Below are 23,557 nucleotides of genomic sequence, written 5' to 3'. Positions count from 1 at the left end.
GCCTTGCGCCAGATCCACCCGCAGTGCGAGCCTTGGCTCGCGATCTGACACACCCTCCATGGCTTGCTCGGCATTGGCGATCAGATTCACCAGGATCTGCAGTATCCGCCCCTTGTCCAGTGGCAACTCGGGAACGGGCGCCATCTCTTTTTCCACCACCATACGGCGTCGCGCCAACGCCTCTGCGTTGATGCGCAATGCGTCTTCCACCAGTTCGTGGATCTGCACCGTCTCCAGCAGCCTGGAGGCTCCGGCATGGGTCTGCTGTGCGGCGATGATTTCCTTGATGTGCTCCACGTTCTTGCTCAGAGCCATCAGCTCCTTGATGGCATCGTGCTGCTCCGCCACCAGCACGGGGGCCAATTGGCACAGGTAGCCGGGAAGGATCTTTCCTCTGGCGTCGGACGCCAGAAACGCACCCAGGTCGTCTGCGTGCGCCTCCATCAGCTGGACCGCCCGCGTGAGCCCGTGGATCTTCGAGGCGCGAAGGCCCGAGAGAATCACCGCCGTGGAGACGTTCACGCTGTTGAGCACATTGCCGACGTTGTGCAGCACATTGATGGCGATCCTGGCCATGCCAGCCAGGTGCGAGGCTTCGATCAACTGCTTGTTCACCTCGGCGACCTGGCGTTCGGCTTCCTTCAGGTCGGAGATGTTCTTGGTGATGCCGAAGGTTCCGATGATCTGGCCTGCACGGTTGCGCAGAGGCATCTTCGTTGTCAAGGCCCAGGAGTCGGGCCGCCCATCTATCCAGGTTTCCCTTTCCACCTTGCCGACCATCGGCAAGCCCGTGCGGATGATTTCCTGTTCGTCCTCGAACGCCGGACGGGCGTGCTCGTCGGAAAAGACGTCGAAATCCGACTTGCCCACCAGCCCGTCGGGAGTGGCCATTCCGAACTCGAGGGCCTGGGCCGTGCTGGACTTGATGAAACGAGACTGGGTGTCCTTGAAATAGATGTGGTCCGGAGAGTTGTCCAGCAGCGCCCGGAGCAATTCATGGTCGTCCACCAGCATTTCGTCCGTCTGCATGCGAGGGGAGACGTCGAACAAGACCCCCTGGCTGCCAACGATCGTCTCGCCAGGGCCCCTCACTGCGGACTCGACAACCTGCAAAGACAGCGGCTGGCCGCCAGCACCGGAAAGCGCTTCCTGCCGCTCGACCTGCTGCCCGGTCTGCATGATCAGCGTGTGGTGAAGGCTTTCCTGCGCGGCGAGATCGGGACGCCACATCGAGTGCCCGTCTTGCGCGGCACCGGAGGCGATCTCGGCCGCCGTTCGGCCCAGGATCTGGTCTGCAGGCGTGCCCTTGAGTTGGCAGAACCGGGGATTGACGAAGATGAAGCGCCCGGCAGCGTCTTTGCGAAAAATGCCGACGGGCAACTGCTCGACGATTGGCGCCGTCTCCGCCAACGGGGCCGAGCTTGYGGTGGGGGCAGGTGGGGTTTGCATGGGCATGGGCTCGCAGGTTGTCAAACAGCAGAGGGCAGCGGCGCAACCGGCTGTCGATCTTCGCCTTCCATGAATCGCTTCAAGGCCGCCTCGCGCAAACGGATTGACCCAATATATGCGATGCCCCGGTATCCGCAATCCCAATTCGAATCCGGTTGAGATACCCGCTGCGCACCGTCAGCAAGCCGCCTTGTCGCCCAGCAGGGCGCGTTGTGCGAGCAGAAAGGTCGCGGCGTTCCAGCTCTGCCCGGCCATCCCCATCGGCGCCAGCGTCCGGCCATGAAACCACTCGGTGAAACGCCAGTCGTCGAGTCCGTTGACGTGCGCCAACCGCGCGAGCTCGGACCAGGCCAGTTCGTGCAGGCCTTGCTGGGCGAGCGCCATCACCCAGAAGCCCCCGACGAAGGGCCAGATGCCCCCGTTGTGATACTGGTGCACGCTGTTCTGCTGATGGCGCGCCATGTACGGCCGCCACAGTTCATGCTGGCGCGACAGCGGGTGCAGGACCACACGCACGGGGTAGGGATCGCCGGCACGTGCCGCGATGATGGTCTGGACGATGCGGCGTGCCATGGTGGCATCGGCCAGTCCGCTCTGCAGGGCCAGCACGTTGCCGAACACGTCCCCCTCGTTGCCGACGACGGCCAGATTGACGAAGCTGAGGTACAGGCCGGGATCGCGCCGGCCACGGCGCGCATAGTGCCGCAGCAGCCGGGCCCGGTGGTACTCAGGCAGGTCGCGCTGGAACGGATTGAACAGGTGATTGAAGTGGTGCTGCGTCTCCTCGGCATGGTCCAGCGCGTAGCGGCGCTTGACGTCGTACCAGAGGGCGTTGCTGTACAGCACATACCCCGAGCGAGGCATGATGTCGGCCCAATCGCTGGCCTCGTTCTGCTGCAGCAGCCGAAAGTGCTGGTGCTCCTGCGCCAGCAGCCAGCCGATCGCGCGGCGCACCCCGCTGTCCCAGTGCGAGAGACCGACGCGTCCATGACGGCGCACATGATCGACCGCAATCAGCCACCACAAGGTGGCGTCGATGCAGCCCAGATACCAGAAGTCGGCATCGTGGCCCTCCGGGTCGACGTATTTGGGGATCTGTCCGTTGGTCGCCTGCTGTGCCGCGAGCGCGTCGAGGCTGGCCACCGCTCCCTGCTCGAGCGCGGGCACGCCGCTGCCGCACATGGCCATCACGCATATCGCGGCGTCGCGCCCGAAGATGCGCGTGTAGCGCCGCGCCACGGCGGCCTCGGTGGGGCTGGCGGCCAGGATGCCGTGCGGCGTCAGGTTGCACTCCAGAAGCGCGAGTGAAGCCTGCGAGCAGGTGTCGATCAACGCGCGCGCGGGGGCATCAAGGTCGGTCATGAACGCATATCGTCGCCTGGGGACTGCCTTTTTATCATCCGCCGGCTGTTCGCCGGGCCGGTGGCCGGCGCCAGACTGTTCCCACGCGCATCCGCTGCACCTTCCGACCGGGCGTGTCGGCAACCTGCGGCGAACATGGCGGAGCTTCTTCCTCCTTCGAGGCGGGGCGTACATGCCAGGAGGCACCATGACTTCGGAACAGAAAGAGCAGAAGGCATTTCCTTTCCCCACCTCCAAGAATCACGGCAAGGCGCCTGCCGAGGCCGTGAAACCCACCGAGCAGCCCGCCAGTGAAGAGGCGCTGGACAGCGGTGTTGAAGAATCCTTTCCCGCCAGCGATCCGGTGTCCGTCACTGTCACGAAGGTGAAGCTGCCTTCGGCGGAGAAGGACAAGGCAAAGGTGCACAGGCCTTGATCGCGGCACTCCTCTTCGACCATCGCCGTGAACCCGGTCTCCGGTTCCAGGCCTGTCGCATCGAGCCCGCCTGCGTCGCTGCCGAACCTTCGCAGCGTCGTGACGTGGGACCTGGATCCGCAGGACTACTGCAGCGAGCATGAGCACGCCACGCGAACCGACTTCGCGCAGCGGCTCGCCGCTCTCAAGGGCTGCGCCTTCGCGGGCGCCTACGATTCCCGGCAGCCGTATGCGCAGCCGCCGTACTTCGTGCCGAGCGACACCGTGACAGACCCGGGGCTGGCGCATGCCATGGGCATCGCGGGGGTGCACGACCTGTTCGGCGGCATGGTACCGCATGCATTTGTCGCCACCAAGGCGATCACTCACCCGGTGGCCGGTACCGATGCACCGCGGCCGCCGGGCTGGTGCACCCGCTTCGCTTCCGAGATCGCCGGTGCGGCGTTGGCCGGCTTCTCGTGCTTCTCGCGCGAAGAGGCGCGCAGGGCAGGGCGCGCGCTGCTCGGGTCCGGCGTCGTGCGCGTGAAGCCGGTGGGGGCAACGGGCGGCCGCGGCCAGGTCGTCGCGAGGGATGCCGATGCGCTCGACCGTTGCATCGACGCCATGGACGAGGCCGATATCGCGGTCCACGGCGTCGTGCTCGAAGAGAACCTCGAGCGGCCCGAAACCTTCAGCGTCGGACAGGTGATCGTGGAGCGGATGGTCGTCAGCTACTACGGCCAGCAGCGCCTGACCCGGGACAACGCCGGTGACGAGGTGTACGGCGGTTCCGACCTGACGCTGGTGCGCGGCGACTTCGAGACGCTCGCCGGCACGGGCCTGGCGCCCCGGCTTCGTCACGCGATCGACCAGGCGCGGCGCTATCACCGGGCGGTGATTGCGTGCTACCCCGGTTTCTTCGCCTCGCGCGTCAACTACGACGTGGTGCAGGGCGCCGGCACCGGGGGGGCCTGGCGCTCCGGCGTGCTGGAGCAGTCGTGGCGGGTGGGCGGTGCCACCGGTGCCGAAATCGCGGCGCTCGAATCGTTCCACAGGCATCCCGGGTGCGACCGCGTTCGCGCATCGTCCTTCGAGGTGTACGGACCCGCCGCGGTGCCCGCGAACGCCATCGTGTCCTACCAGGGCGTCGACAGCCAGGTCGGGCCGCTCGCCAAATACACGTTGCTGACCCCGCATGCCGACACGCCATAGCACCATCGATATCCCCGTGGATGGCCAGCACATCGAGGGGACGCTGTTCGCGGCGTCGACGATGGTGCCGGGCGTGCTCCTGGTCCACGGCTGGGATGGAAGCCAGGAGCAGTACCTGAGGCGGGCTCGCGAGATCGCGGCGCTCGGCTGCGTGTGCCTGACCTTCGATCTGAGAGGGCATGCCCGCCATGCCGCCCAGCGCCTGGAAGTGACCCGCGAAGACAATTTGCGCGACGTGCTGGCGGCGTACGACGTGCTGGTCGGCCACCCGACGGTCGATCCCGAGGCCATCGCCATCGTCGGGAGCAGCTACGGCGGCTATCTCGCCGCGCTGGTGAGCGCCATGCGGCCCGTGCGCTGGCTGGCGCTGCGCGCGCCTGCGCTCTACCGCGACCGCGAATGGGACACGCCCAAGGGGCAGTTGAGCCGGTCCGACCTCGTGACCTACCGCCGCTCGCTGGTCGGCCCCAAGGACAACCGCGCGCTGGCTGCCTGCGCCGATTTTGCTGGCGACGTCCTGATCGTCGAGTCGGAGGACGACCACATCGTGCCGCATCCGGTGGTCGAGAACTACCTCGCCGCCTTCAAGCGCGTCCGCTCGGTGACCTATCGCGTGCTCTCGGGCGCGGACCACGCGCTGTCGAAACAGGAATCCCGCCAGGCCTACGGGTCGCTGCTGGTGTCCTGGATCACGGAGATGACGCTCGGCGCCAAGGCCACGTCCACGCTCACCAAGCCGGTGTCCACGAGCCCGGCTTGAGAGGCGAGAGGCTTCACGGCGGCGTCCCGGCCGCAACCCATGGCCCGGACGACACCCGGGAGCGGTCTCTTCCCACATCGGGCTGCCTGCCGCGGGAGGAAAAGGAAACGTCCTGTCTCTTTCCAGGCTTCCCAGGGAGCAGAAATGACGAACCCGAGCTCCTTTGACTTCAATCGCTGCATCTCGCTTTGCAATGCCTGCGCGACCGCATGCAACCGCTGCGCCGCGGCGTGCGTCGAGGAAGCGTCCAGCACCCTGGCGCGATGCATTGCACTCGATCTGGACTGCGCGGCGATCTGCACCACGGCCGCGGGCGCGATGGCGAGGCACAGCGAAAACGCGGGCCTCTTCTGCTGCCTGTGCACCGACATCTGCAGGCTCTGCGAGGCCGAGTGCGCCAGCCACGACATGGACCACTGCCGGCGCTGCGCCGAAGCCTGCGGGCAGTGCGCAACGGAATGCCAGCGCATGGTCACCATCTGAAACCGGCCCCGTTTGTAGGCAAGGTCCTGCCTGAACACGCGTAGAAATCCATCGTCCGGCGCACCTCAATGCGCGTTCAATGTCCGCCGCGCGGAACACTCCGAAAAAGGAGACAGGCATGGACTTCGAGGGTATTTATTGTTTCGATACCGCGACGGTGCGTTTCGCCGTCTATCCGAACGGACCGGACGGCGTACGGATCGTGGTGGAGATTTCCGAGGACACCCTGCACGACGTGTTCGGCGTGCGCGAGATGGGTGACCTGTTGCTGGATGTGTGCAAGAAGTACTTCGATGCAATTCAGGCCGCCGCCATTGCCCGCTACAGGGCCGATCCCCGGCATGCGATCGAACTCACCCTCGACGACTTTCGCACTCGCCGGAATCTTTCCCCGTTGCAGCAGGCTCACGCGACTGCCTGCGAAGTGAACGTCTGAACGCTCCCCGCTCGACGGCGGGCGCACGCGCGACACGGGCAACTCTCCGACACGGCGAGGCGGCGCAGGCCTTATCTGCGGCATCCGGCGACCCTGCAGATTGAGCGCAGGCCATGCGAGGACCGGAGTCGTTCCTTGAACAACTGCTCCGCTGGCCTTCAATTCAATCAAGGAACGCCGGTGCCGTTGAACCATTCACGCCAGGACGAGCAAGACGCATACCTTTTTCGGGAGGGAACCCACTCCCGCCTGTACGACCTTCTGGGTTGCCATCCGCAGGAAGAGGGGGGTGCCCGCTTCGCGGTGTGGGCGCCGAATGCGGAGTCGGTCTCGGTGGTCGGCGACTGGAACCACTGGTCCGGCGATGCCGACCCACTGGCACCCAGCCCCGATGGCACCGGCATCTGGGAAGGCCATGCGCCCCGCGCGGCGGTCGGCCAGGCCTACAAGTACCGCATCCACTCCCGCCACGGCGGTTACACGGTCGACAAGGCCGACCCCGTCGCCTTCAGCGCCGAGCCGCCGCCCGCCACCGCCTCGCGCATCTGCGAACTCTCGTACGACTGGGGCGATGCGCAGTGGATGGCAAACCGCGGACCGCGCAATGCGCTCGACGCGCCCATGTCGGTCTACGAGGTGCACCTGGGGTCATGGCGGCGCCGCGACGGCCGGTTCCTGGACTACCGCGAGATGGCGCACCAGCTCGCCGACTACGTGAACGACATGGGCTTCACCCACGTCGAACTCATGCCGGTGACCGAGCATCCGTTCTACGGTTCGTGGGGCTACCAGACCACCGGCTACTTCGCACCGACGGCGCGCTTCGGATCGCCGCAGGACTTCATGTACTTCGTCGACCACCTGCACCAGCAGGGCATCGGCGTATTGCTCGACTGGGTGCCTTCGCACTTTCCGACCGACGAGCACGGTCTCGCGTATTTCGACGGCACGCACCTCTACGAGCACGCCGACCCGCGGCAGGGCTTCCACCCCGAATGGAATTCGAGCATCTTCAACTACGGCCGATCGGAGGTGCGCAGCTTCCTCGTGTCGTCCGGCCTGTTCTGGCTCAACCTCTATCACCTGGACGGGCTGCGCGTGGACGCCGTCGCGTCGATGCTGTACCTCGACTACGCGCGCCAGCATGGTGAATGGATTCCGAACCGCCACGGCGGCCGCGAGAACCTGGAAGCCATCGACTTTCTCCAGACCCTGAACCGCGCCGTCTACCGCGAGCACCCCGACACCATCACCGTGGCCGAGGAGTCGACCGCCTGGCCGCGCGTGTCCCGGCCCACCGACATGGACGGCCTCGGCTTCGGCGAGAAATGGAACATGGGCTGGATGCACGACACGCTGTCGTACATGAAGGAAGAGCCCATCCACCGCAAGTACCACCACCACAAGCTGACCTTCTCGCTGGTGTACGCCTTCCACGAGAACTTCGTGCTGCCGCTCTCGCACGACGAGGTGGTGCACGGCAAGGGTTCGCTGCTCAACAAGATGCCCGGCGACACCTGGCAGCAGTTCGCCAACCTGCGGGCGCTGTTCGGCTTCATGTGGGCGCATCCGGGCAAGAAGCTGCTCTTCATGGGCGGCGAGTTTGGCCAGCGCCGCGAGTGGACGCACGACGGCGAACTCGAATGGTGGGTCTGCGAGCTCGAAGGGCACGGTGGGCTGCAGCGCCTGGTGGCCCAGCTCAACCGCGTCTACCGCAGCGCGCCGGCGTTGCATCAGGTCGACTTTTCGTCTTCCGGGTTCGAATGGATCGCGGCCGACGACGCCGACGCCAGCGTGTTCGCCTTCCTGCGCAAGGCGCGCGACGGCAGCCCCCCCTTGCTGGTGGTGAGCAACATGACCCCGGTGCCGCGCACCAACTACCTGCTGGGCGTGCCGCTGGGCGGCCATTGGTGCGAGGTGATCAACACCGATGCGACGGAGTTCGGCGGCTCGGGCTGGGGCAACCTCGGCGGCGTCGAGGCGGCGCCGGTGCGTTCCCACGGCCGCCGGCAATCGGTGTGCCTGACCCTGCCGCCGCTGTCCACGCTGATCCTGGAGCACCGCCCCTCATGAAGAACATCTTTGCGACACGGCCGGCTCCCGCGGCGGCCGACATCGACAACGGCACCGTCCGCGCGGTCATCGACGCCGTGCTGCCGTGCGTGGACAACGGCCGCTTCCCGGTGAAGTGCGTGGCCGGCGAGCGGGTGCAGGTCCGGGCGCATTGCTTCACCGACGGGCACGACGTGCTGCGCGTGCAGCTGTGCTGGCGCGCTCACGACCATGCGGAGTTGCGCGAAGTGCCGATGAAGCCGCTCGGCAACGACGTGTGGGAAGCCTCGTTTTCCCCGCCGTCGCCGGGGCGCTACGTCTACACGGCGGTGGCCTGGGTGGACCCGTTCGACTCGTGGCGGCACGAGATGGCGCGGCGTGTCGATCCCGACGACGTGCGCGTCGCCGCGCAGGTCGGCGCGCTGGAGATCGCGGCCGCCGCCGCGCGGGCCGAGGGCGCCGACCGCACCGCGCTGCAGCGCTGGGCCAGCGAGCTCGACGCGATGGCGGCCGACCCTGCCTCCGATGTGACCTCGCTGAAGGCCCTGGCGCTCGACGACGAGTACGCCGCGCTGGCGCGCCGCCATCCCGACCGCCGGCACGAGGTGCGCCATCCGGCCGAGCTGCCGCTGGTCGCCGACCGCGAGCGGGCTCGCTTCAGCACCTGGTACGAACTGTTCCCGCGCTCGACCGCTGCCGAGCCCGGCGTGCACGGCACCTTCAGGGATGTGGAGGCTCGCCTGCCGGCCATCGCCGCCATGGGCTTCGACGTGCTGTACTTCCCCCCGATCCACCCGATCGGCCGCGTGCAGCGCAAAGGGCCCAACAACGCACTCGCGAGCGGCCCCGAGGACGTCGGAAGCCCGTGGGCCATCGGTGCGGCCGAAGGCGGGCACAAGTCGATCCTGCCGGCGCTCGGCACCGAGGAAGACTTCAGGCACCTGCTCGCGCGCGCCGCGGAGCACGGGCTCGAGATCGCGCTCGACATCGCCTTCCAGTGCGCGCCCGACCATCCCTACGTGAAGGCGCACCCCGACTGGTTTCGCTGGCGTCCCGACGGCACCGTGCAGTACGCCGAGAACCCGCCCAAGAAGTACCAGGACATCTACCCCTTCAACTTCGAGTGCGACGGCTGGCGCGCGCTGTGGGCCGAGCTGAAGAGCGTGATCGACCACTGGATCGGGGAGGGCGTGCGCATCTTCCGCGTGGACAACCCGCACACCAAGGCCTTCCCGTTCTGGGAGTGGGCCATCGGTGAGGTCAAGCGCGACCATCCCGAGGCGATCTTTCTTGCCGAGGCCTTCACGCGGCCGAAGGTGATGCACCGGCTCGCGAAACTCGGCTTCTCGCAGTCGTACACCTACTTCACCTGGCGCAACACCAAGGAAGAGCTGGTCGAATACTTCACCGAGCTCTCGAGCGGTCCGGGCATCGACTACTTCCGCCCCAATGCGTGGCCCAACACGCCCGACATCCTGCACGAGCAGCTGCAGACCGGCGAACCCGCCGTGTTCATGACGCGGCTGGTGCTGGCCGCCACGCTGGCGGCCAACTACGGTATCTACGGGCCCACCTACGAACTGCGGGAGCACCTGCCGCGCTCGCCCGGCAGCGAGGAATACCTCGATTCAGAGAAGTACCAGCTGCGGCACTGGAACCACGACGACCCGGCCAGCCTCGCGCCCTTCATCACGCGCGTGAACCGCATCCGCCACGAGAACCCGGCGCTGCAGTGGGACAGGAGCCTGCGCTTCCTGCACATCGACAACGAGCATCTGCTGGCCTATGCCAAGGCCTCGCCCGAGGGCGACAACGTGATCGTCACCGTGGTCAACCTCGACCCGCACACCCCGCAGTCGGGCTGGCTCGGGCTGGAGCCCGAAAGCGTGGGCGTTCCGCGCTCGCGCGCCTTCCAGATGCACGACCTGCTGAGCGGCCAGCGCTTCGTCTGGCAGGGCGACTGGCACTACATCCGGCTCGATCCCGGCACCATGCCCGCGCACATCTTCGTCGTCCGCAGACGGCATGGCGACGAGCGCGACTTCGATTACTTCCTCTGAGGTCGCTGCCCATGAACGCTCCCGTCTCCCACATCACGCTCGAAACGGTCGAGATCGACACCAGCGACGATCCGCTGTGGTACCGCGACGCGGTGATCTACCAGCTCAACGTGAAGGCGTTCTTCGACTCGAACAACGACGGGATGGGCGACTTCCAGGGCCTGACCGCCAAGCTCGACTATGTGAAGGAGCTGGGGGTCAACACGATCTGGCTGATGCCGTTCTATCCCTCGCCGCTGCGCGACGACGGCTACGACATCTCCGAGTACGAGAACGTGCATCCGCAGTACGGCTCGCTCGCCGACTTCCGCGAGATGCTGGCCGAGGCGCACGAGCGCGGCCTGCGCGTGATCACCGAGCTGGTCATCAACCACACCTCGAGCGACCATCCGTGGTTCCAGGCCGCGCGGCGCGCGCCGCCGGGTTCGCCCGAGCGCGACTTCTACGTGTGGAGCGACACCGACCAGCTCTACCAGGGCACGCGGATCATCTTCACCGACACCGAGACCTCCAACTGGACCTGGGACCCGGTCGCCAAGCAGTATTTCTGGCACCGCTTCTTCAGCCACCAGCCCGACCTGAATTTCGACAACCCGGCCGTCCTCGAGGCGATCCTGCGCACCATGCGCTTCTGGCTGGACATGGGCGTGGACGGTTTCCGGCTCGATGCCATTCCCTACCTGGTGGAGCGCGACGGCACCACCAACGAGAACCTGCCCGAGACGCACGCGGTGATCAAGAAGCTGCGCGCCGCGATCGACGCGCAGTACAAGAACCGGTTCCTGCTGGCCGAGGCCAACATGTGGCCGGAGGACGTGCGCGAGTATTTCGGCGACGGCGACGAGTGCCACATGGCCTACCACTTCCCGCTGATGCCGCGCATGTACATGGCCATCGCGCAGGAAGACCGGCACCCGATCGTCGAGATCATGCAGCAGACGCCCGACATTCCGGAGGGCTGCCAGTGGGCCATCTTCCTGCGCAACCACGACGAGCTCACGCTCGAGATGGTGACCAGCAAGGAGCGCGACTACATGTACACCATGTACGCCGCCGACATGCGCGCGCGCATCAACCTGGGCATCCGCCGGCGGCTGGCCCCGCTGATGGAGAACGACCTCGACCGCGTGAAGCTCATGAACGGCATGCTGCTGTCGATGCCGGGCTCGCCCATCATCTACTACGGCGACGAGATCGGCATGGGCGACAACGTGTTCGTGGGCGACCGCAACGGCGTGCGCACACCCATGCAGTGGAGCCCCGACCGCAATGCCGGCTTCTCGCGCGCCGACCCGCAGCGCCTGTACCTGCAGCCGATCATGGACCCGATGTTCGGCTACGAGGCGCTCAACGTCGAGGCGCAGGCGCGCGACAGCAGCTCGCTGCTCAACTGGACCAAGCGCATGCTGGCGGTGCGCAAGACCAGCTACGCCTTCGGCCGCGGCAGGCGGCGTTTCCTGAAACCGGGCAACCGCAAGATCCTGGCCTACCTGAGCGAGTACGACGACGACATCATCCTGACCGTCTTCAACCTCTCGCGGGCGGCGCAGCCGGTGGAACTCGACCTGTCGGCCTTCAAGGGCCGCGTGCCCATCGAGATGCTGGGCCGGGCGCCGTTTCCGCCGATCGGCGAGCTGCCGTACCTGCTGACGCTGGCCTCGTACGGGTTCTACTGGTTCAAGCTCGCGGCCGAGGTCGACGCGCCGAGCTGGCACCAGGAAGGCGTGGCGCTCCAGGAGTGGCCGACGCTGGTGCTGTTCGACGGCTGGACCAGCTTCTTCCGCGACCGCGTGATGCCGTGGCGCATCGGCATGTCCGAGCGCATGCGCAACCAGTTCGAGCTGGAGACGCTGCCGCGCCACATCGAGATCCAGCGCTGGTACGCCTCGAAGGGCACGGCCATCCAGCGCGCGCGGCTGGTCGACCACGCGATCTGGGAGACCGGCGGCATGAGCTGGATGCTGCCGCTGCTCGACCTCGACGGCCCGCCCGGCGGCGCCACCTATTTCATGCCGCTCGCGCTGGCCTGGGAAGAGCGCGACGAGGAGCGCATGGCCGGCGTGGCCCAGGCCGCGCTCGCCAAGGTGCGGCAGCAGGCGCAGGTCGGCCTGATGGGCGACGCCTTCTACGACGAGGCGTTCTGCCGCGAGCTGGTGCGCGCGATCCGCAAGGGCGCGGAACTGCCGACGGTCAACGGCAGGCTGGTCTTCAAGCCGACGGCCGCCTTCGTGCAGAGCGATGCCGACATCGACGCGCTGGCCGTCGGTCGTCCGAGCGGCGTGAGCAGCAACACCGTGCTCACGCTGGGCGAGACCCTGTTCCTCAAGGGCTACCGTCACCTGCGCGAGGGCATCAACCCCGAGCTGGAGATGGGCCGCTTCCTGACCGAGGTGGCGGGCTACCCGCATTGCGTGCCGGTGCTCGGTGCGCTCGAATACATGGCCAACGACGGCCGCACGATGACCCTTGCGATGGTGCAGAGCTACGTGTCCAACCAGGGCGACGGCTGGGACTACACGCTCGGCTACCTCGAGCGCTTCCTGCGCGACGCGGCGACCACCGACGGCACCACGCCCGACGGGCCCGACGTGTCCGCGGTGCACGGCGGCTTCCTCGCGCTCATGGCCACGCTGGGCCGGCGCACGGCCGAGCTGCATCGCGCGCTCGCCACGCGCAGCGGCGCGGCGGCCTTCGACCCCGAGCCGCTGGTGGCCGCCGACTTTGCCGGCTTCAAGACGCACGCGGCGGACGATGCGGCGGCAACGCTCGCGCTGCTGCGCGAGCGGCTCGACCTGCTGCCGCCCACCGCGCAGGCCGATGCACGCACCTTGCTCGCCGCGGCCGACGCACTGCGGGCCGGCATCGAGGCACGCCATCCGGTGGAAGGCGCCGGCATCAAGAGCCGCTACCACGGGGACTACCACCTGGGCCAGGTGCTGGTGAAGGACAACGACTTCGTCATCATCGATTTCGAGGGCGAACCCGCGCGCGCCTTCGAGGAGCGCCGCGCCAAGAGCTCGCCGCTGCGCGATGTGGCGGGCATGCTGCGTTCGTTCAACTACGCCCGCTGGTCGGCGCTGCGCCGGGTGGCGCAGAACCTGGACGAGGCCGAGCGGCTGGCCGCGCCGGCCATCGCGTGGGAGCAGGCGACCCGCGACGCCTTCCTGGCCGGGTACGGCGCCGCCCTCGACACCGAACTGCTCGCGCTGTTCGAGCTCGACAAGGCCCTGTACGAGCTGCGCTACGAGCTCAACAACCGCACCGACTGGGCGCAGGTCCCGCTGCACGGCGTGCTCGCGCTGATCCGGCAGTCCCGCGCCTGACGCCACCACCGACGCAACCTCGAGGGAAGACACACCATGGAAAACTTCGGCATTCACCTGGAGCCGCTGCGCGCCATCCTCTACCAGGTCGGCGCCTTCGTTCCGCGCCTGCTGATCGCGCTGGTGGTGGTGTTCGTCGGCTGGCTGGTCGCCAAGGCGGCCCGCTTCGCGGTGACCAAGGCACTGCGCGCCATCAACTTCAACGTGCTGACCGAGCGTGCCGGGCTCGACAACTTCCTGCACCAAGGCGGGCTGGCGGGGGACACCAGCAGCCTGTTCGGCATCCTGACGTACTGGCTGGTGATCCTGGCCTCGCTGCTCATTGCCTTCAACGGCATGGGGCTGAGCTACATCGCGGATCTGCTGGGGCGCATCGTCTGGTTCGTGCCGAACGTGTTCGTGGCGCTGCTGGTGCTGGCCTTCGGCTCTTACTTCGCGCGCTTCGTGGGCGAAGCGGTGGGCAGCTATTTCCGTAGCCTGAAGATGCAGGATGCGGCACTCTTCGGCAAGGTCGCGCAGTACGCCGTGATGGCCTTCGTGATCCTGATCGCGCTCGACCAGATCAAGGTCGGCGGCGACATCGTGCGCGAGAGCTTCCTCGTGATCCTGGCGGGGGTGGTTTTTGCCCTGGCCCTGGCATTCGGACTCGCCGGCAAGGATTGGGCGAAGGCCCAGATCGAGCGCTGGTGGCCGCGGCAGATCAAGGACAACAACGACCGGCCACCACGCTGACACACCGTCTCCCGCAACCTCGCCCACCGGGCCGCCGAATGACACGAAAAAACAATCCGACGATCACGGCCATCTGGCCCGGCCGACCCTATCCGCGCGGCGCCACCTGGGACGGGGCAGGCGTCAACTTCGCATTGTTCTCGCAGCATTCGGACAAGGTCGAGCTCTGCCTGTTCGACGAGCGCGGCCGCCACGAGTTGCAGCGCATACCGCTGCGCGAGCGCACCGACGGCGTGTGGCACTGCTACCTGCCCGAGGCGCGCCCCGGCCAGGCCTACGGCTACCGCGTGCACGGGCCCTACAAGCCCGAGGAGGGGCACCGCTTCAACGCCCACAAGCTGCTGGTCGACCCGTATGCCAAGGACCTGGTGGGCGAACTCCGGTGGGGCGACGCGCTCTACGGCTACACCGTGGGCAGCAAGCGCGAGGACCTCTCCTTCGATCGCCGCGACAGCGCGCCGCTGATGCCCAAGGGCCGCGTGCTCGAAACCGCCTTCACCTGGGGCGACGACCGCCGCCCCTCCGTGCCGTGGCAGGACATGGTGATCTACGAGATGCACGTGCGCGGCTTCACCATGACGCACCCCGACGTGCCGCCCGAACTGCGCGGCACCTATGCTGCGCTCGGCTGCGCGCCGGTGGTCGACTACCTCAGGCGGCTGGGCGTCACCACCGTGGAGCTGCTGCCCGTGCACAGCTTCCTCAACGACCGGCATCTCGCCGAGAAGGGACTGCAGAACTACTGGGGCTACAACTCGCTGGACTACTTCGCGCCCGAGACGCGCTACAGCGCCTCCGGCAAGGTGAAGGAGTTCAAGACCATGGTGAAGACGCTGCACTCGGCAGGCATCGAGGTGATCCTCGACGTGGTCTACAACCACRCCTGCGAGGGCAACCAGCTCGGGCCCACGCTGTCGATGCGCGGCGTGGACAACGCGTCCTACTACATCGTCAACTCGGAGAACCGCCGCTACTACGACGACTTCACGGGCTGCGGCAATACCGTGAACCTCGAGCATCCGCACGCGCTGCAGCTCGTGATGGATTCGCTGCGCTACTGGGCCGAGGAAATGCACGTCGACGGCTTCCGCTTCGACCTGGCCTCGGCGCTGGCGCGCGAGGCCGGCAAGGTCGAGAACCTGGGCGGCTTCTTCGACGCGATCCGCCAGGACCCCACGCTCAACCGCGTGAAGCTCATCGCCGAGCCCTGGGACCTGGGCCACGGCGGCTACCAGGTCGGCAACTTTCCGCTCGGCTGGGCCGAGTGGAACGACCAGTACCGCGACGGCCTGCGCGGCTTCTGGAAGGGCGACGGCGGGCTCATCGGCGAGGTGGCCAGGCGCGTCACCGGCTCGGAGGACCTGTACGGCTGGTCGGGCAAGCGGCCCAGCGCCAGCATCAACTTCATCACCGCGCACGACGGCTTCACGCTGCACGACCTCGTTTCCTACAACGAGAAGCACAACGAGGCCAACGGCGAAGACAACCGCGACGGCAACAGCCACAACGTCTCGTGGAACTGCGGCGTCGAGGGTCCCACCGACGACCCCGAGATCGTGACCCTGCGCGAGCGCCAGAAGCGCAACCTGCTGGCCACGCTGCTGCTGTCGCAGGGCGTGCCGATGCTGCTGGCCGGCGACGAGCGCGGCCACACGCAGCAAGGCAACAACAACGTCTACTGCCAGGACAACGCGCTCGGCTGGATCGACTGGACGCCCACGCCCGAGCGGCTGGCGCTGGCGACCTTCGTCGAGCGCATGGTGGCGCTGCGCCGCGCACACCCCTCGTTCCGGCGCCGCACCTTCTTCGCGGGCAAGCCCGCGGAAGGCGAGACCGTGACCGACGTCCACTGGCTCAAGCCCGACGGGGAGGAAATGCGGCCGGAGGACTGGAACGACACCAATGCGCGCTGCATCGCGATGTACATCCCCGGCGGCGGCATCGCCGACCACGGGCCGCGCGGCGAGGCGCAGCACGACGACGACTTCCTGGTGCTGCTCAACGCGCACCACGACGAGATCGCCTTCACGCTGCCGCCGGCGCCGCACGGCGCGTGGCGGCTGCTGGTGGACACCGCGAGCAATTCGCCGCCGCCCACGACCGAAGACGCGGCATCGCTGGCGCTCCCCTGGGCGGAGGCTAGCTATCCGCTGCAGTGCCGCTCGCTCGTCGTGATGAGCCGGCCGGACGTGCGGCCATGAGCGCCGCGCCGGGCCGCCGTTCGCATCGCATGCCGTTCGGCGCCACGGTGCAGGCTGACGGCGTGGACTTCGCGCTCTGGGCGCCTTCGGCGGAAACCATCGTGCTCGAACACTACGCGACCGGCGGTGAGACCGTGTCGCGGCCGATGGCGCGCGATGGCCAGGGCTGGCACCGCGTGTCGGTACCGGCGGCGAAGCAGGGCGACAGCTACGGCTACCGCCTCGCAGACGGCACACGCGTGCCCGATCCGGCGTCGCGCTACAACCCCGATGACGTGCACGGACCGAGCGTGGTGATGGACCCGCAGCGCTTCGAATGGACGGACGGCGCATGGCGCGGCCGGCCGTGGGAAGAGGCGGTGGTCTACGAACTGCACGTCGGCACCTTCACCGAAGAGGGGAGTTTCAACGCCGCAAGCGAACGGCTGGGCGCACTCGCCGAACTCGGCATCACCGCCATCGAGCTCATGCCGCTGGCGGATTTCCCGGGGCGGCGCAACTGGGGCTACGACGGCGTGCTGCCGTTCGCGCCCGATGCCTCGTACGGCACGCCCGACGAGCTCAAGGCGCTGGTCGACACGGCGCATTCGCTCGGGCTGATGGTGCTGATCGACGTCGTCTACAACCACTTCGGGCCGGAAGGCAACTACCTGCATGCGTACTGCCCCGAGTTCTTCAACGCCGGGCGGCAGACACCGTGGGGTTCCGCGATCAACTTCGACGGGCCGGGCTCGCGCACGGTGCGCGACTTCTTCATTCACAACGCGCTGTACTGGGTGGAGGAGTTCCGCTTCGACGGCCTGCGCATGGATGCCGTTCATGCCATCCACGACGAGACGCGACCGCACATCGTGCGGGAAATCCGCGAGGCGCTGCAGGCCGGCCCGGGCCTGCAGCGCCACGTTCACCTGGTGCTCGAGAACGATGCCAACCAGGCCTCGATGCTGGTGCGCGACGGGCATGGCCTGCCGATGGCAGGAACGGCGCAGTGGAACGACGACCTGCACCACGCGGTGCACGTGCTGGCCACGGGCGAGCGCGACGGCTACTACGCCGACTATGCCGACGACCCGGTGTGCCGTTTCGCCCGTGCGCTGGCCGAGGGCTTCGTCTACCAGGGGCAGCCGTCGGCGTTCCGCCACGGCGAGCGGCGCGGCGAGCCGAGCACCCGGTTGCCGCCGCAGGCGTTCGTGTCCTTCCTGCAGACGCACGACCAGGTCGGCAACCGCGCGTTCGGCGAGCGCATCCATGCGCTCGCCGATCCGGTGCTGGTGCACGCGGCGCTGGCCTGCCTGCTGCTGTCGCCGCATGTGCCGATGCTGTTCATGGGCGACGAGTTCGCCGCCTCCACGCCATTCCAGTATTTCTGCGACTTCGGACCGGACCTGGCGGCGGCGGTGTCCGAGGGGCGGCGCGCGGAGTTCGGCGGCTTCGCCGCGTTCGCGGACGAAGCCGCCCGCGCGCGCATTCCGGACCCGAATGCAGAAGCGACCTTCCTGGCTTCGAAGCTGCGCTGGCGGGAGCGCGGGACACGCGCGCATTTTTCGAGGCTCTGCGAGGTACAGCAGCTGCTGGACCTGCGCCACCGCCTGATCGTGCCGCGGCTGGCCGGCATGGCCGGCGCGGGCGTCTACCGCTGCGAAAACGACCTGCTCCAGGTGCAATGGAAGCTGGGGCCGGCAAAGGAAGAGGGCGGGGTGGCGGGCCGGCTGCACCTGCTCGCCCACTTCGGGCCGCAGCCGGTGGAGGGCGTTGCGTTGCCGCCCGGCGAGGTCGTCTACAGCGACGGCGCGACTGGCCGCGAAGGCAGCAACCTCCGGCTGGCGCGCGGCGCGGTGCATGTGACGCTGGAGCACCTGCATGGTGGATGAGGCACGCCACCGCCACGTCAACGGCGACCTCGGGCGGCTGTGCGAGCACTTCGGCATTGCCACCGGCTATTTCGATGCCTTCGGGGCACGGCGCGAGGTCTCCGTGCAGAGCCTGCTTGCGCTGCTGGCCGAATTCGGCGTGCAGATCGACGACCTGGCCGACGCGGGTCGCGCACTGGAGACAGCACGCCGTGCGCGCTGGACCGAGGCACTTCCGCCGGTGCAGGTCGTGCAGGCATCGAGCCCTTCGTGGTCGGTGCCGTTGCGGCTGCCGGATTCGATGCGCCGGCTCCGCTGGCATCTCAGCGACGAGCAAGGGCGCATGCACGGGGACGAGATCGATGTCGAGGCGCTGCCCGAGACCGGCCACCGCTTCGAAGGCGACGGGCTCTCGCTGCGCGAGCGCATCCTGCACGTTCCGCTGGCCCTCGAGGCGGGCTACCACCGGCTGCGCATCGAAGGACTGCGCGCAGAGACGCTGGTCCTTGCCTCGCCGGGCGCCTGCTACCGGCCGCCCGCCGTGCGCGGCGGCGGGCGTGTCTGGGGTGCGGCGGTGCAGCTCTACAGCCTGCGCTCGCCGCGGAACTGGGGCATCGGCGACTTCAGCGATCTCGAGGAGCTCGTCGTGCACATGGCGGGGCAGGGTGCCGACATCGTCGGCCTCAATCCGCTGCATGCGCTGTTCGCGAGCACGCCGACGCATGCGAGCCCGTACAGCCCCTCGTCCCGTCTCCAGCTCAACGTGCTGTACATCGACGTGGAGGCGGTGGACGATTTCGCGGGCTGCACCCCGGCCCGCGAGCGTGTGCATTCGCCCGGCTTCCAGGCGCGGCTCGCCGCCTTGCGGGCCGCGCCCCTGGTGGACTACGCGGGCGTGGCCGCGGCGAAGTTCGAAGTGCTCGAGCTGCTGTTCGCCGATTTCTGCACGCGGCACCTGCCGCTGGAGGGCGCGCCCGACGAGACGGGCAGGAGGTTCCTGGCCTTCGTTGCGGAGCGCGGCGAGGCACTGCAGCAGCACGCACTCTTCGAGACCCTGCACGGCCATTTCCTGGCGGCCGATCCCGGTGCGTGGGATTGGCACGCGTGGCCGAGCGCCTACAGGGATCCGGGCTCCGCCGAGGTGACCGCCTTCGCGGTGGCGCATGCACAGCGCCTGCAATTCCACCAGTACCTCCAGTGGCTGGCCACCCGCCAGCTGGCACGGGCTGCGGCCCGCTGCGAGGCGCTCGGCATGGGCGTCGGCCTGTACGTGGACCTGGCGGTGTCGGTCGACCGCGCAGGCTCCGACACCTGGTCGCTGCAGCAAGGCTTTGCGGAAGGCGCCAGCGTCGGTGCGCCGCCGGACGAGTTCAATCCCGCCGGCCAGCACTGGGGCCTTCCGCCGCTGCGCCCCGACCGCCTGCGTGCCGACGGCTACCGCCTTTTCATCGACACGCTGCGCGCCGGCATGCGCGGCGCGGGCGCCCTGCGCATCGACCACGTGATGGGCCTGATGCGCCTGTTCTGGATTCCGCCGGGCCGCGGTGCGAACGAGGGTGCGTATGTCTACTACGCGCTCGACGAAATGCTCGCCATCGTGGCGATCGAGAGCCATCGGCACCGCTGCCTGGTGGTGGGCGAAGACCTCGGCACGGTGGAAGATGCGGTGCGAACCGCGCTGGCACGGGCCGACGTGCTCTCCTACCGGCTGCTCTATTTCGAGAAGCGGCAAGGTGGTGGATTCAATCCCCCCGACGCCTACCCGCCGGCTGCACTGGTCGCGATCAGCACGCACGACCTCGCGACCTTCGCAGGCTGGTGGACGGGCCACGACCTCCGGGAGCGGCTGGTGCTGGGCCTGTTTCCCGACCCGGCCGTCTTCGACAAACAGCTGATGGACCGGGCGCAGGAGCGCATCGAGCTGATGCGGGCCATGCAGCACGCCGGCCTGCTGTCGCGCGAGGACGTGGCGCAGGCTGCCGGGCTCGCGATGCCGTCCGCCCGCGTCGTGGAGGCGGCGCACGCCTTCCTGGCGGCCGCGCCATCGGCGCTGATGATGGTCCAGCTCGAGGACGTGGCGGGGGCGACGGCGCAAGCAAACATGCCGGGCACGGTCGACACGCATCCCAACTGGCGGCGCAAGCTGCCCGTGCCGCTCGCGGCGCTGGCCGGCGGCGAGCGCATGCGCGGCCTCGGCCGGGCGCTGCGCGCGGCCCGGCCGCGCCAGGTCGAACAGGGCGAACGGAATGCACTGCCCGGTCTCCAGACCCGCGTGCCGCGCGCCACCTACCGGCTGCAGTTCCACAAGGATTTCGGCTTCGACGATGCGATCCGCGTGCTGCCCTATCTCGCGAAGCTCGGCGTGAGCCATGTGTACTGCTCGCCGATCCAGCGCGCCCGTGCGGGCAGCATGCACGGCTACGACGTGGTGGCACATGCGGAGATCAACCCCGAGCTCGGCGGCGCCGAAGGCTTCGCGCGCTTCGTCGCGGCGCTGAAGGCGAACGGACTGGGCCAGCTGCTGGACATGGTGCCCAACCACATGGGCGTGTTCGGCGCCGACAACGCATGGTGGATGGATGTGCTGGAGAACGGGCCCGCCTCGCTGTTCGCCCAGCACTTCGACATCGACTGGCAGCCGCTCAACGTCGAGCTGACCGGCAAGGTGCTGCTGCCCGTGCTGGGCGTGCACTACGGCGAGGCGCTGGAAAACGGCGAGCTGGTGCTCCGCTTCGAGGACGCGACCGGCAGCTTTGCCATCGGCTATTTCGGCCACCGGTTTCCGCTCGCGCCCGAGAGCTATCCCGTGGTGCTCGAGCGGGCGCTGGCGCGGCTCGGCGATGCGGAGGCGGCGGGCCGGCTGGCGAGCCTTGCCGCGGCCTTCGGCCATCTGCCGGGACGCGGCACCTCTTCTCCCGGGGAGCGAGCGGAACGCGTGCGCGACAAGGAACTGCTCAAGGCTCGGCTCGCGCGGCTTGCGCAGCGCCACCCCTCGGTGGCGCAAGCGCTCGTGGCGTCAGTGGCGGAACTGAACCTCGCCTTGCCGGAAGCCCGCGATGCATTGCACCGGCTGATCGAGGCGCAGGCCTACCGGCTCGCGCACTGGCGGGTGGCGGCGGACGAAATCAACTACCGCCGCTTCTTCGACATCAACGACCTCGCGGCCGTGCGCATCGAGCGTGACGAGGTGTTCGAGGCCACGCAATCCTTCGCGCTGGACCTCGCCGCATCCGGCGCGGTGGACGGCTTGCGCATCGATCACCCCGACGGGCTCTACGATCCGGCCGGCTACTTCCGCAAGCTGCAGGAAGGCTACGCGCGACGCGCCGGGCTCGTGTTGCCTCCGCACGATGCCGAGGGACGGCCTGCAAGGCCGCTGTACGTGGTGGCCGAGAAGATCGCCGGGGCGCACGAGGAAGTGCCCGAGAGCTGGCACGTGCACGGCACCACCGGCTACCGCTTCGCGAACGTGGCCAACGGCGTGCTGGTCGACACCGCCGCCGAGGCGAGCGTCCTGCACGCGTGGCACCGCTTCACCGGCGACGCGGAGGACTTCGCCTCGGTATCGCGCGCCGGCCGGCGCGAGGTGATGCGCAATGCGCTCGCCTCGGAACTGAACGTGCTGTCGACCGAGCTGCTGCGCATCGCGAGGGCCGACCGCAGCACGCGCGACTACACGCTCAATGCGCTGCGCCGCGCCCTGGCCGACGTGGGCGCGTGCATGCCGGTCTATCGCACCTACATCGTCGACGGCCCTTCGGCGCAGGACGAGCGCTTCATCGACGAGGCGGTCGACGAAGCCGCACGGCAGAGCGGCGATGCCGACCGCTCGATCTTCGGCTTCGTGCGGTGCGCGCTGCGGGGGGAGGCCGTTGCCTCGGCGCCGCCCGCCCTGGGCGAACGGGTGCGCCGTTTTGCGGTGCGCTTCCAGCAGTTCAGCGCGCCGGTGGCGGCCAAGGGCGTGGAAGACACGGCCTTCTACCGCTACTTTCCGCTCAGTGCGCTCAATGAGGTGGGGGGCGAACCGGACCTGTTCGGCATCGAGGTCGAGGCGTTTCATGCGCTCAGCGCCGACCGCGCCCTGCGCTGGCCCCACACAATGCTCGCCACCTCGACGCACGACAACAAACGCTCGGAAGATGTGCGCAACCGGATCGACGTGCTGTCCGAAATGCCCAACGAGTGGGTGCTGGCGCTGACGCGCTGGCATGGCCTGTGCCGTGGCACGCGGAAGAAACTGCCGACCGGCGAGGCGCCATCGCGCGCCGACGAATACCTGCTGTACCAGACGCTGCTCGGCACCTTGCCCCTTGGCGGGCTCGACGCCGGCACCGCGCCGGACTACAGCGACCGCATCTGGCAATACATGCAAAAGGCCGCCCGCGAGGCCAAGCTGCGCACGCGATGGACCCAGCCCGATACGGACTACGAGGCCGCACTCGAGCGTTTCGTGCGCGAGCTCCTGGCCGATCCGAAGGAGGGCGCGTGCCTCCCGGACATCCAGCGGCTGGCGGACAGGCTGGCGTGGTTCGGCGCCTGGAACAGCCTCACGCTCACGCTGCTGAAATACGGCTCGCCCGGTGTGCCCGATCTCTACCAGGGCAGCGAGCTCATCGAACTGAGCCTCGTCGATCCGGACAACCGGCGTCCGGTGGACTACGCGCTGCGCCAGCAACGGCTCGATGCGCTGCATGCGATGGCCGGCCAGGACGGCCTCGCCGAGCGCGTGGCCTCGATGGCCCGGGCGCCGCACGACGGCCACGCGAAGCTCTGGTTCATCTGGCGCCTGTTGTCCTTGCGGCGCCGGCAGCCTGCGCTGTTCCGCGACGGCGGATATGAAGCGCTGGCGGTCGAAGGGCCGCTGTCGAAGCACGTCGTGGCCTTTGCGCGCCGGCATGGCGGCCAGATGCTTCTGATCGTGGCGGGGCGGTTGTTCGCCGGCCTTTCGCGCCCCGGCACCGATGACGGCGCAGCGCCGGCGCTGCCCGATGCAGCGAGATGGAACGGCACGACGGTGCGTCTTCCCGCAGGACACGATGCGATCGTCCTGGAGAACCTCCTGACGGGCGAATCCTTGTCGGCCGATGGCGGCACGGTGCGGCTGGCGGACGCATTCCGCCACATGCCGTGGGCGGCCCTGGTCGCAGGCATCGCGGGCTGAAGCATGCAGGACGCGTGAGGCTGCGCTCGACCGGCGACAATGCCCGCCTGCTCTGATCGCGCCCTCTGCGACCGATGCACCG

General features: G+C 68.2%; 14 protein-coding genes. 12 read left to right on the top strand and 2 right to left on the bottom strand.

What is annotated here, in order from left to right; genetic code table 11:
* Both AC1DXX_RS24455 and AC1DXX_RS24450 read right to left on the bottom strand, forming a co-directional pair.
* Positions 1–1,449 (bottom strand): PAS domain-containing protein (locus AC1DXX_RS24455; RefSeq protein ID WP_478136806.1); only part of this gene is annotated, 1,449 nt, incomplete at its 3' end.
* 177 nt (positions 1,450–1,626) lie between these two features.
* Entirely contained in the window at positions 1,627–2,811 is a 1,185-nt protein-coding gene (locus AC1DXX_RS24450; RefSeq protein ID WP_478136805.1) for an amylo-alpha-1,6-glucosidase, read from the bottom strand.
* Between the two features lie 187 nt (positions 2,812–2,998).
* Between AC1DXX_RS24450 and AC1DXX_RS24445 the strand changes: the two genes are divergently transcribed.
* The 12 genes from AC1DXX_RS24445 to AC1DXX_RS24390 all read left to right on the top strand — a co-directional run bounded on the left by AC1DXX_RS24445 (position 2,999) and on the right by AC1DXX_RS24390 (position 23,475).
* A complete protein-coding gene (locus AC1DXX_RS24445) occupies positions 2,999–3,226 on the top strand; it encodes a hypothetical protein (protein WP_478136804.1) in 228 nt (75 codons plus the stop codon).
* Positions 3,227–3,253: 27 nt separating this feature from the next.
* Entirely contained in the window at positions 3,254–4,417 is a 1,164-nt protein-coding gene (locus tag AC1DXX_RS24440; protein WP_478136803.1) for a DUF3182 family protein, read from the top strand.
* Positions 4,401–5,177, top strand: a complete 777-nt coding sequence (locus AC1DXX_RS24435; RefSeq protein ID WP_478136802.1) for an alpha/beta hydrolase family protein — start codon at positions 4,401–4,403, stop codon at positions 5,175–5,177. The genes AC1DXX_RS24440 and AC1DXX_RS24435 overlap by 17 nt, the downstream gene beginning before the upstream one ends.
* A gap of 144 nt (positions 5,178–5,321) precedes the next feature.
* Positions 5,322–5,660 carry a four-helix bundle copper-binding protein gene (locus AC1DXX_RS24430; RefSeq protein ID WP_478136801.1) on the top strand — a complete coding sequence of 113 codons (339 nt, stop codon included), beginning with the start codon at positions 5,322–5,324 and terminating at the stop codon, positions 5,658–5,660.
* 118 nt (positions 5,661–5,778) lie between these two features.
* Positions 5,779–6,096 carry a hypothetical protein gene (locus tag AC1DXX_RS24425; RefSeq protein ID WP_478136800.1) on the top strand — a complete coding sequence of 106 codons (318 nt, stop codon included), beginning with the start codon at positions 5,779–5,781 and terminating at the stop codon, positions 6,094–6,096.
* Positions 6,097–6,276: 180 nt separating this feature from the next.
* Complete coding sequence (gene glgB, locus AC1DXX_RS24420) at positions 6,277–8,169, top strand: 1,4-alpha-glucan branching protein GlgB (protein ID WP_478136799.1); 1,893 nt, start codon at positions 6,277–6,279, stop codon at positions 8,167–8,169.
* Positions 8,166–10,208: an alpha-1,4-glucan--maltose-1-phosphate maltosyltransferase gene (locus AC1DXX_RS24415; protein WP_478136798.1), complete on the top strand. Its 2,043-nt coding sequence runs from the start codon at positions 8,166–8,168 to the stop codon at positions 10,206–10,208. Before glgB ends, AC1DXX_RS24415 begins: the two co-directional genes overlap by 4 nt.
* An 11-nt stretch (positions 10,209–10,219) precedes the next feature.
* Positions 10,220–13,531, top strand: a complete 3,312-nt coding sequence (gene treS, locus AC1DXX_RS24410; RefSeq protein ID WP_478136797.1) for a maltose alpha-D-glucosyltransferase — start codon at positions 10,220–10,222, stop codon at positions 13,529–13,531.
* 36 nt (positions 13,532–13,567) lie between these two features.
* Positions 13,568–14,263 (top strand): mechanosensitive ion channel family protein, encoded by a 696-nt coding sequence (locus tag AC1DXX_RS24405; protein ID WP_478136796.1) that lies wholly within the window; start codon positions 13,568–13,570, stop codon positions 14,261–14,263.
* Between the two features lie 38 nt (positions 14,264–14,301).
* Positions 14,302–16,464, top strand: a complete 2,163-nt coding sequence (gene glgX, locus AC1DXX_RS24400; RefSeq protein ID WP_478136795.1) for a glycogen debranching protein GlgX — start codon at positions 14,302–14,304, stop codon at positions 16,462–16,464.
* Positions 16,461–18,335, top strand: coding sequence for a malto-oligosyltrehalose trehalohydrolase (gene treZ, locus AC1DXX_RS24395; protein WP_478136794.1), 1,875 nt, complete (start codon positions 16,461–16,463; stop codon positions 18,333–18,335). Before glgX ends, treZ begins: the two co-directional genes overlap by 4 nt.
* Positions 18,325–23,475 (top strand): malto-oligosyltrehalose synthase, encoded by a 5,151-nt coding sequence (locus AC1DXX_RS24390; protein WP_478136793.1) that lies wholly within the window; start codon positions 18,325–18,327, stop codon positions 23,473–23,475. Before treZ ends, AC1DXX_RS24390 begins: the two co-directional genes overlap by 11 nt.
* Positions 23,476–23,557 lie beyond the last annotated feature (82 nt).

This window comes from Variovorax sp. P4_B10 (assembly GCF_056402375.1).
The sequence above is the reverse complement of the archived record's forward strand: the minus strand, read 5'-3'. Positions and strand labels throughout refer to the sequence as shown.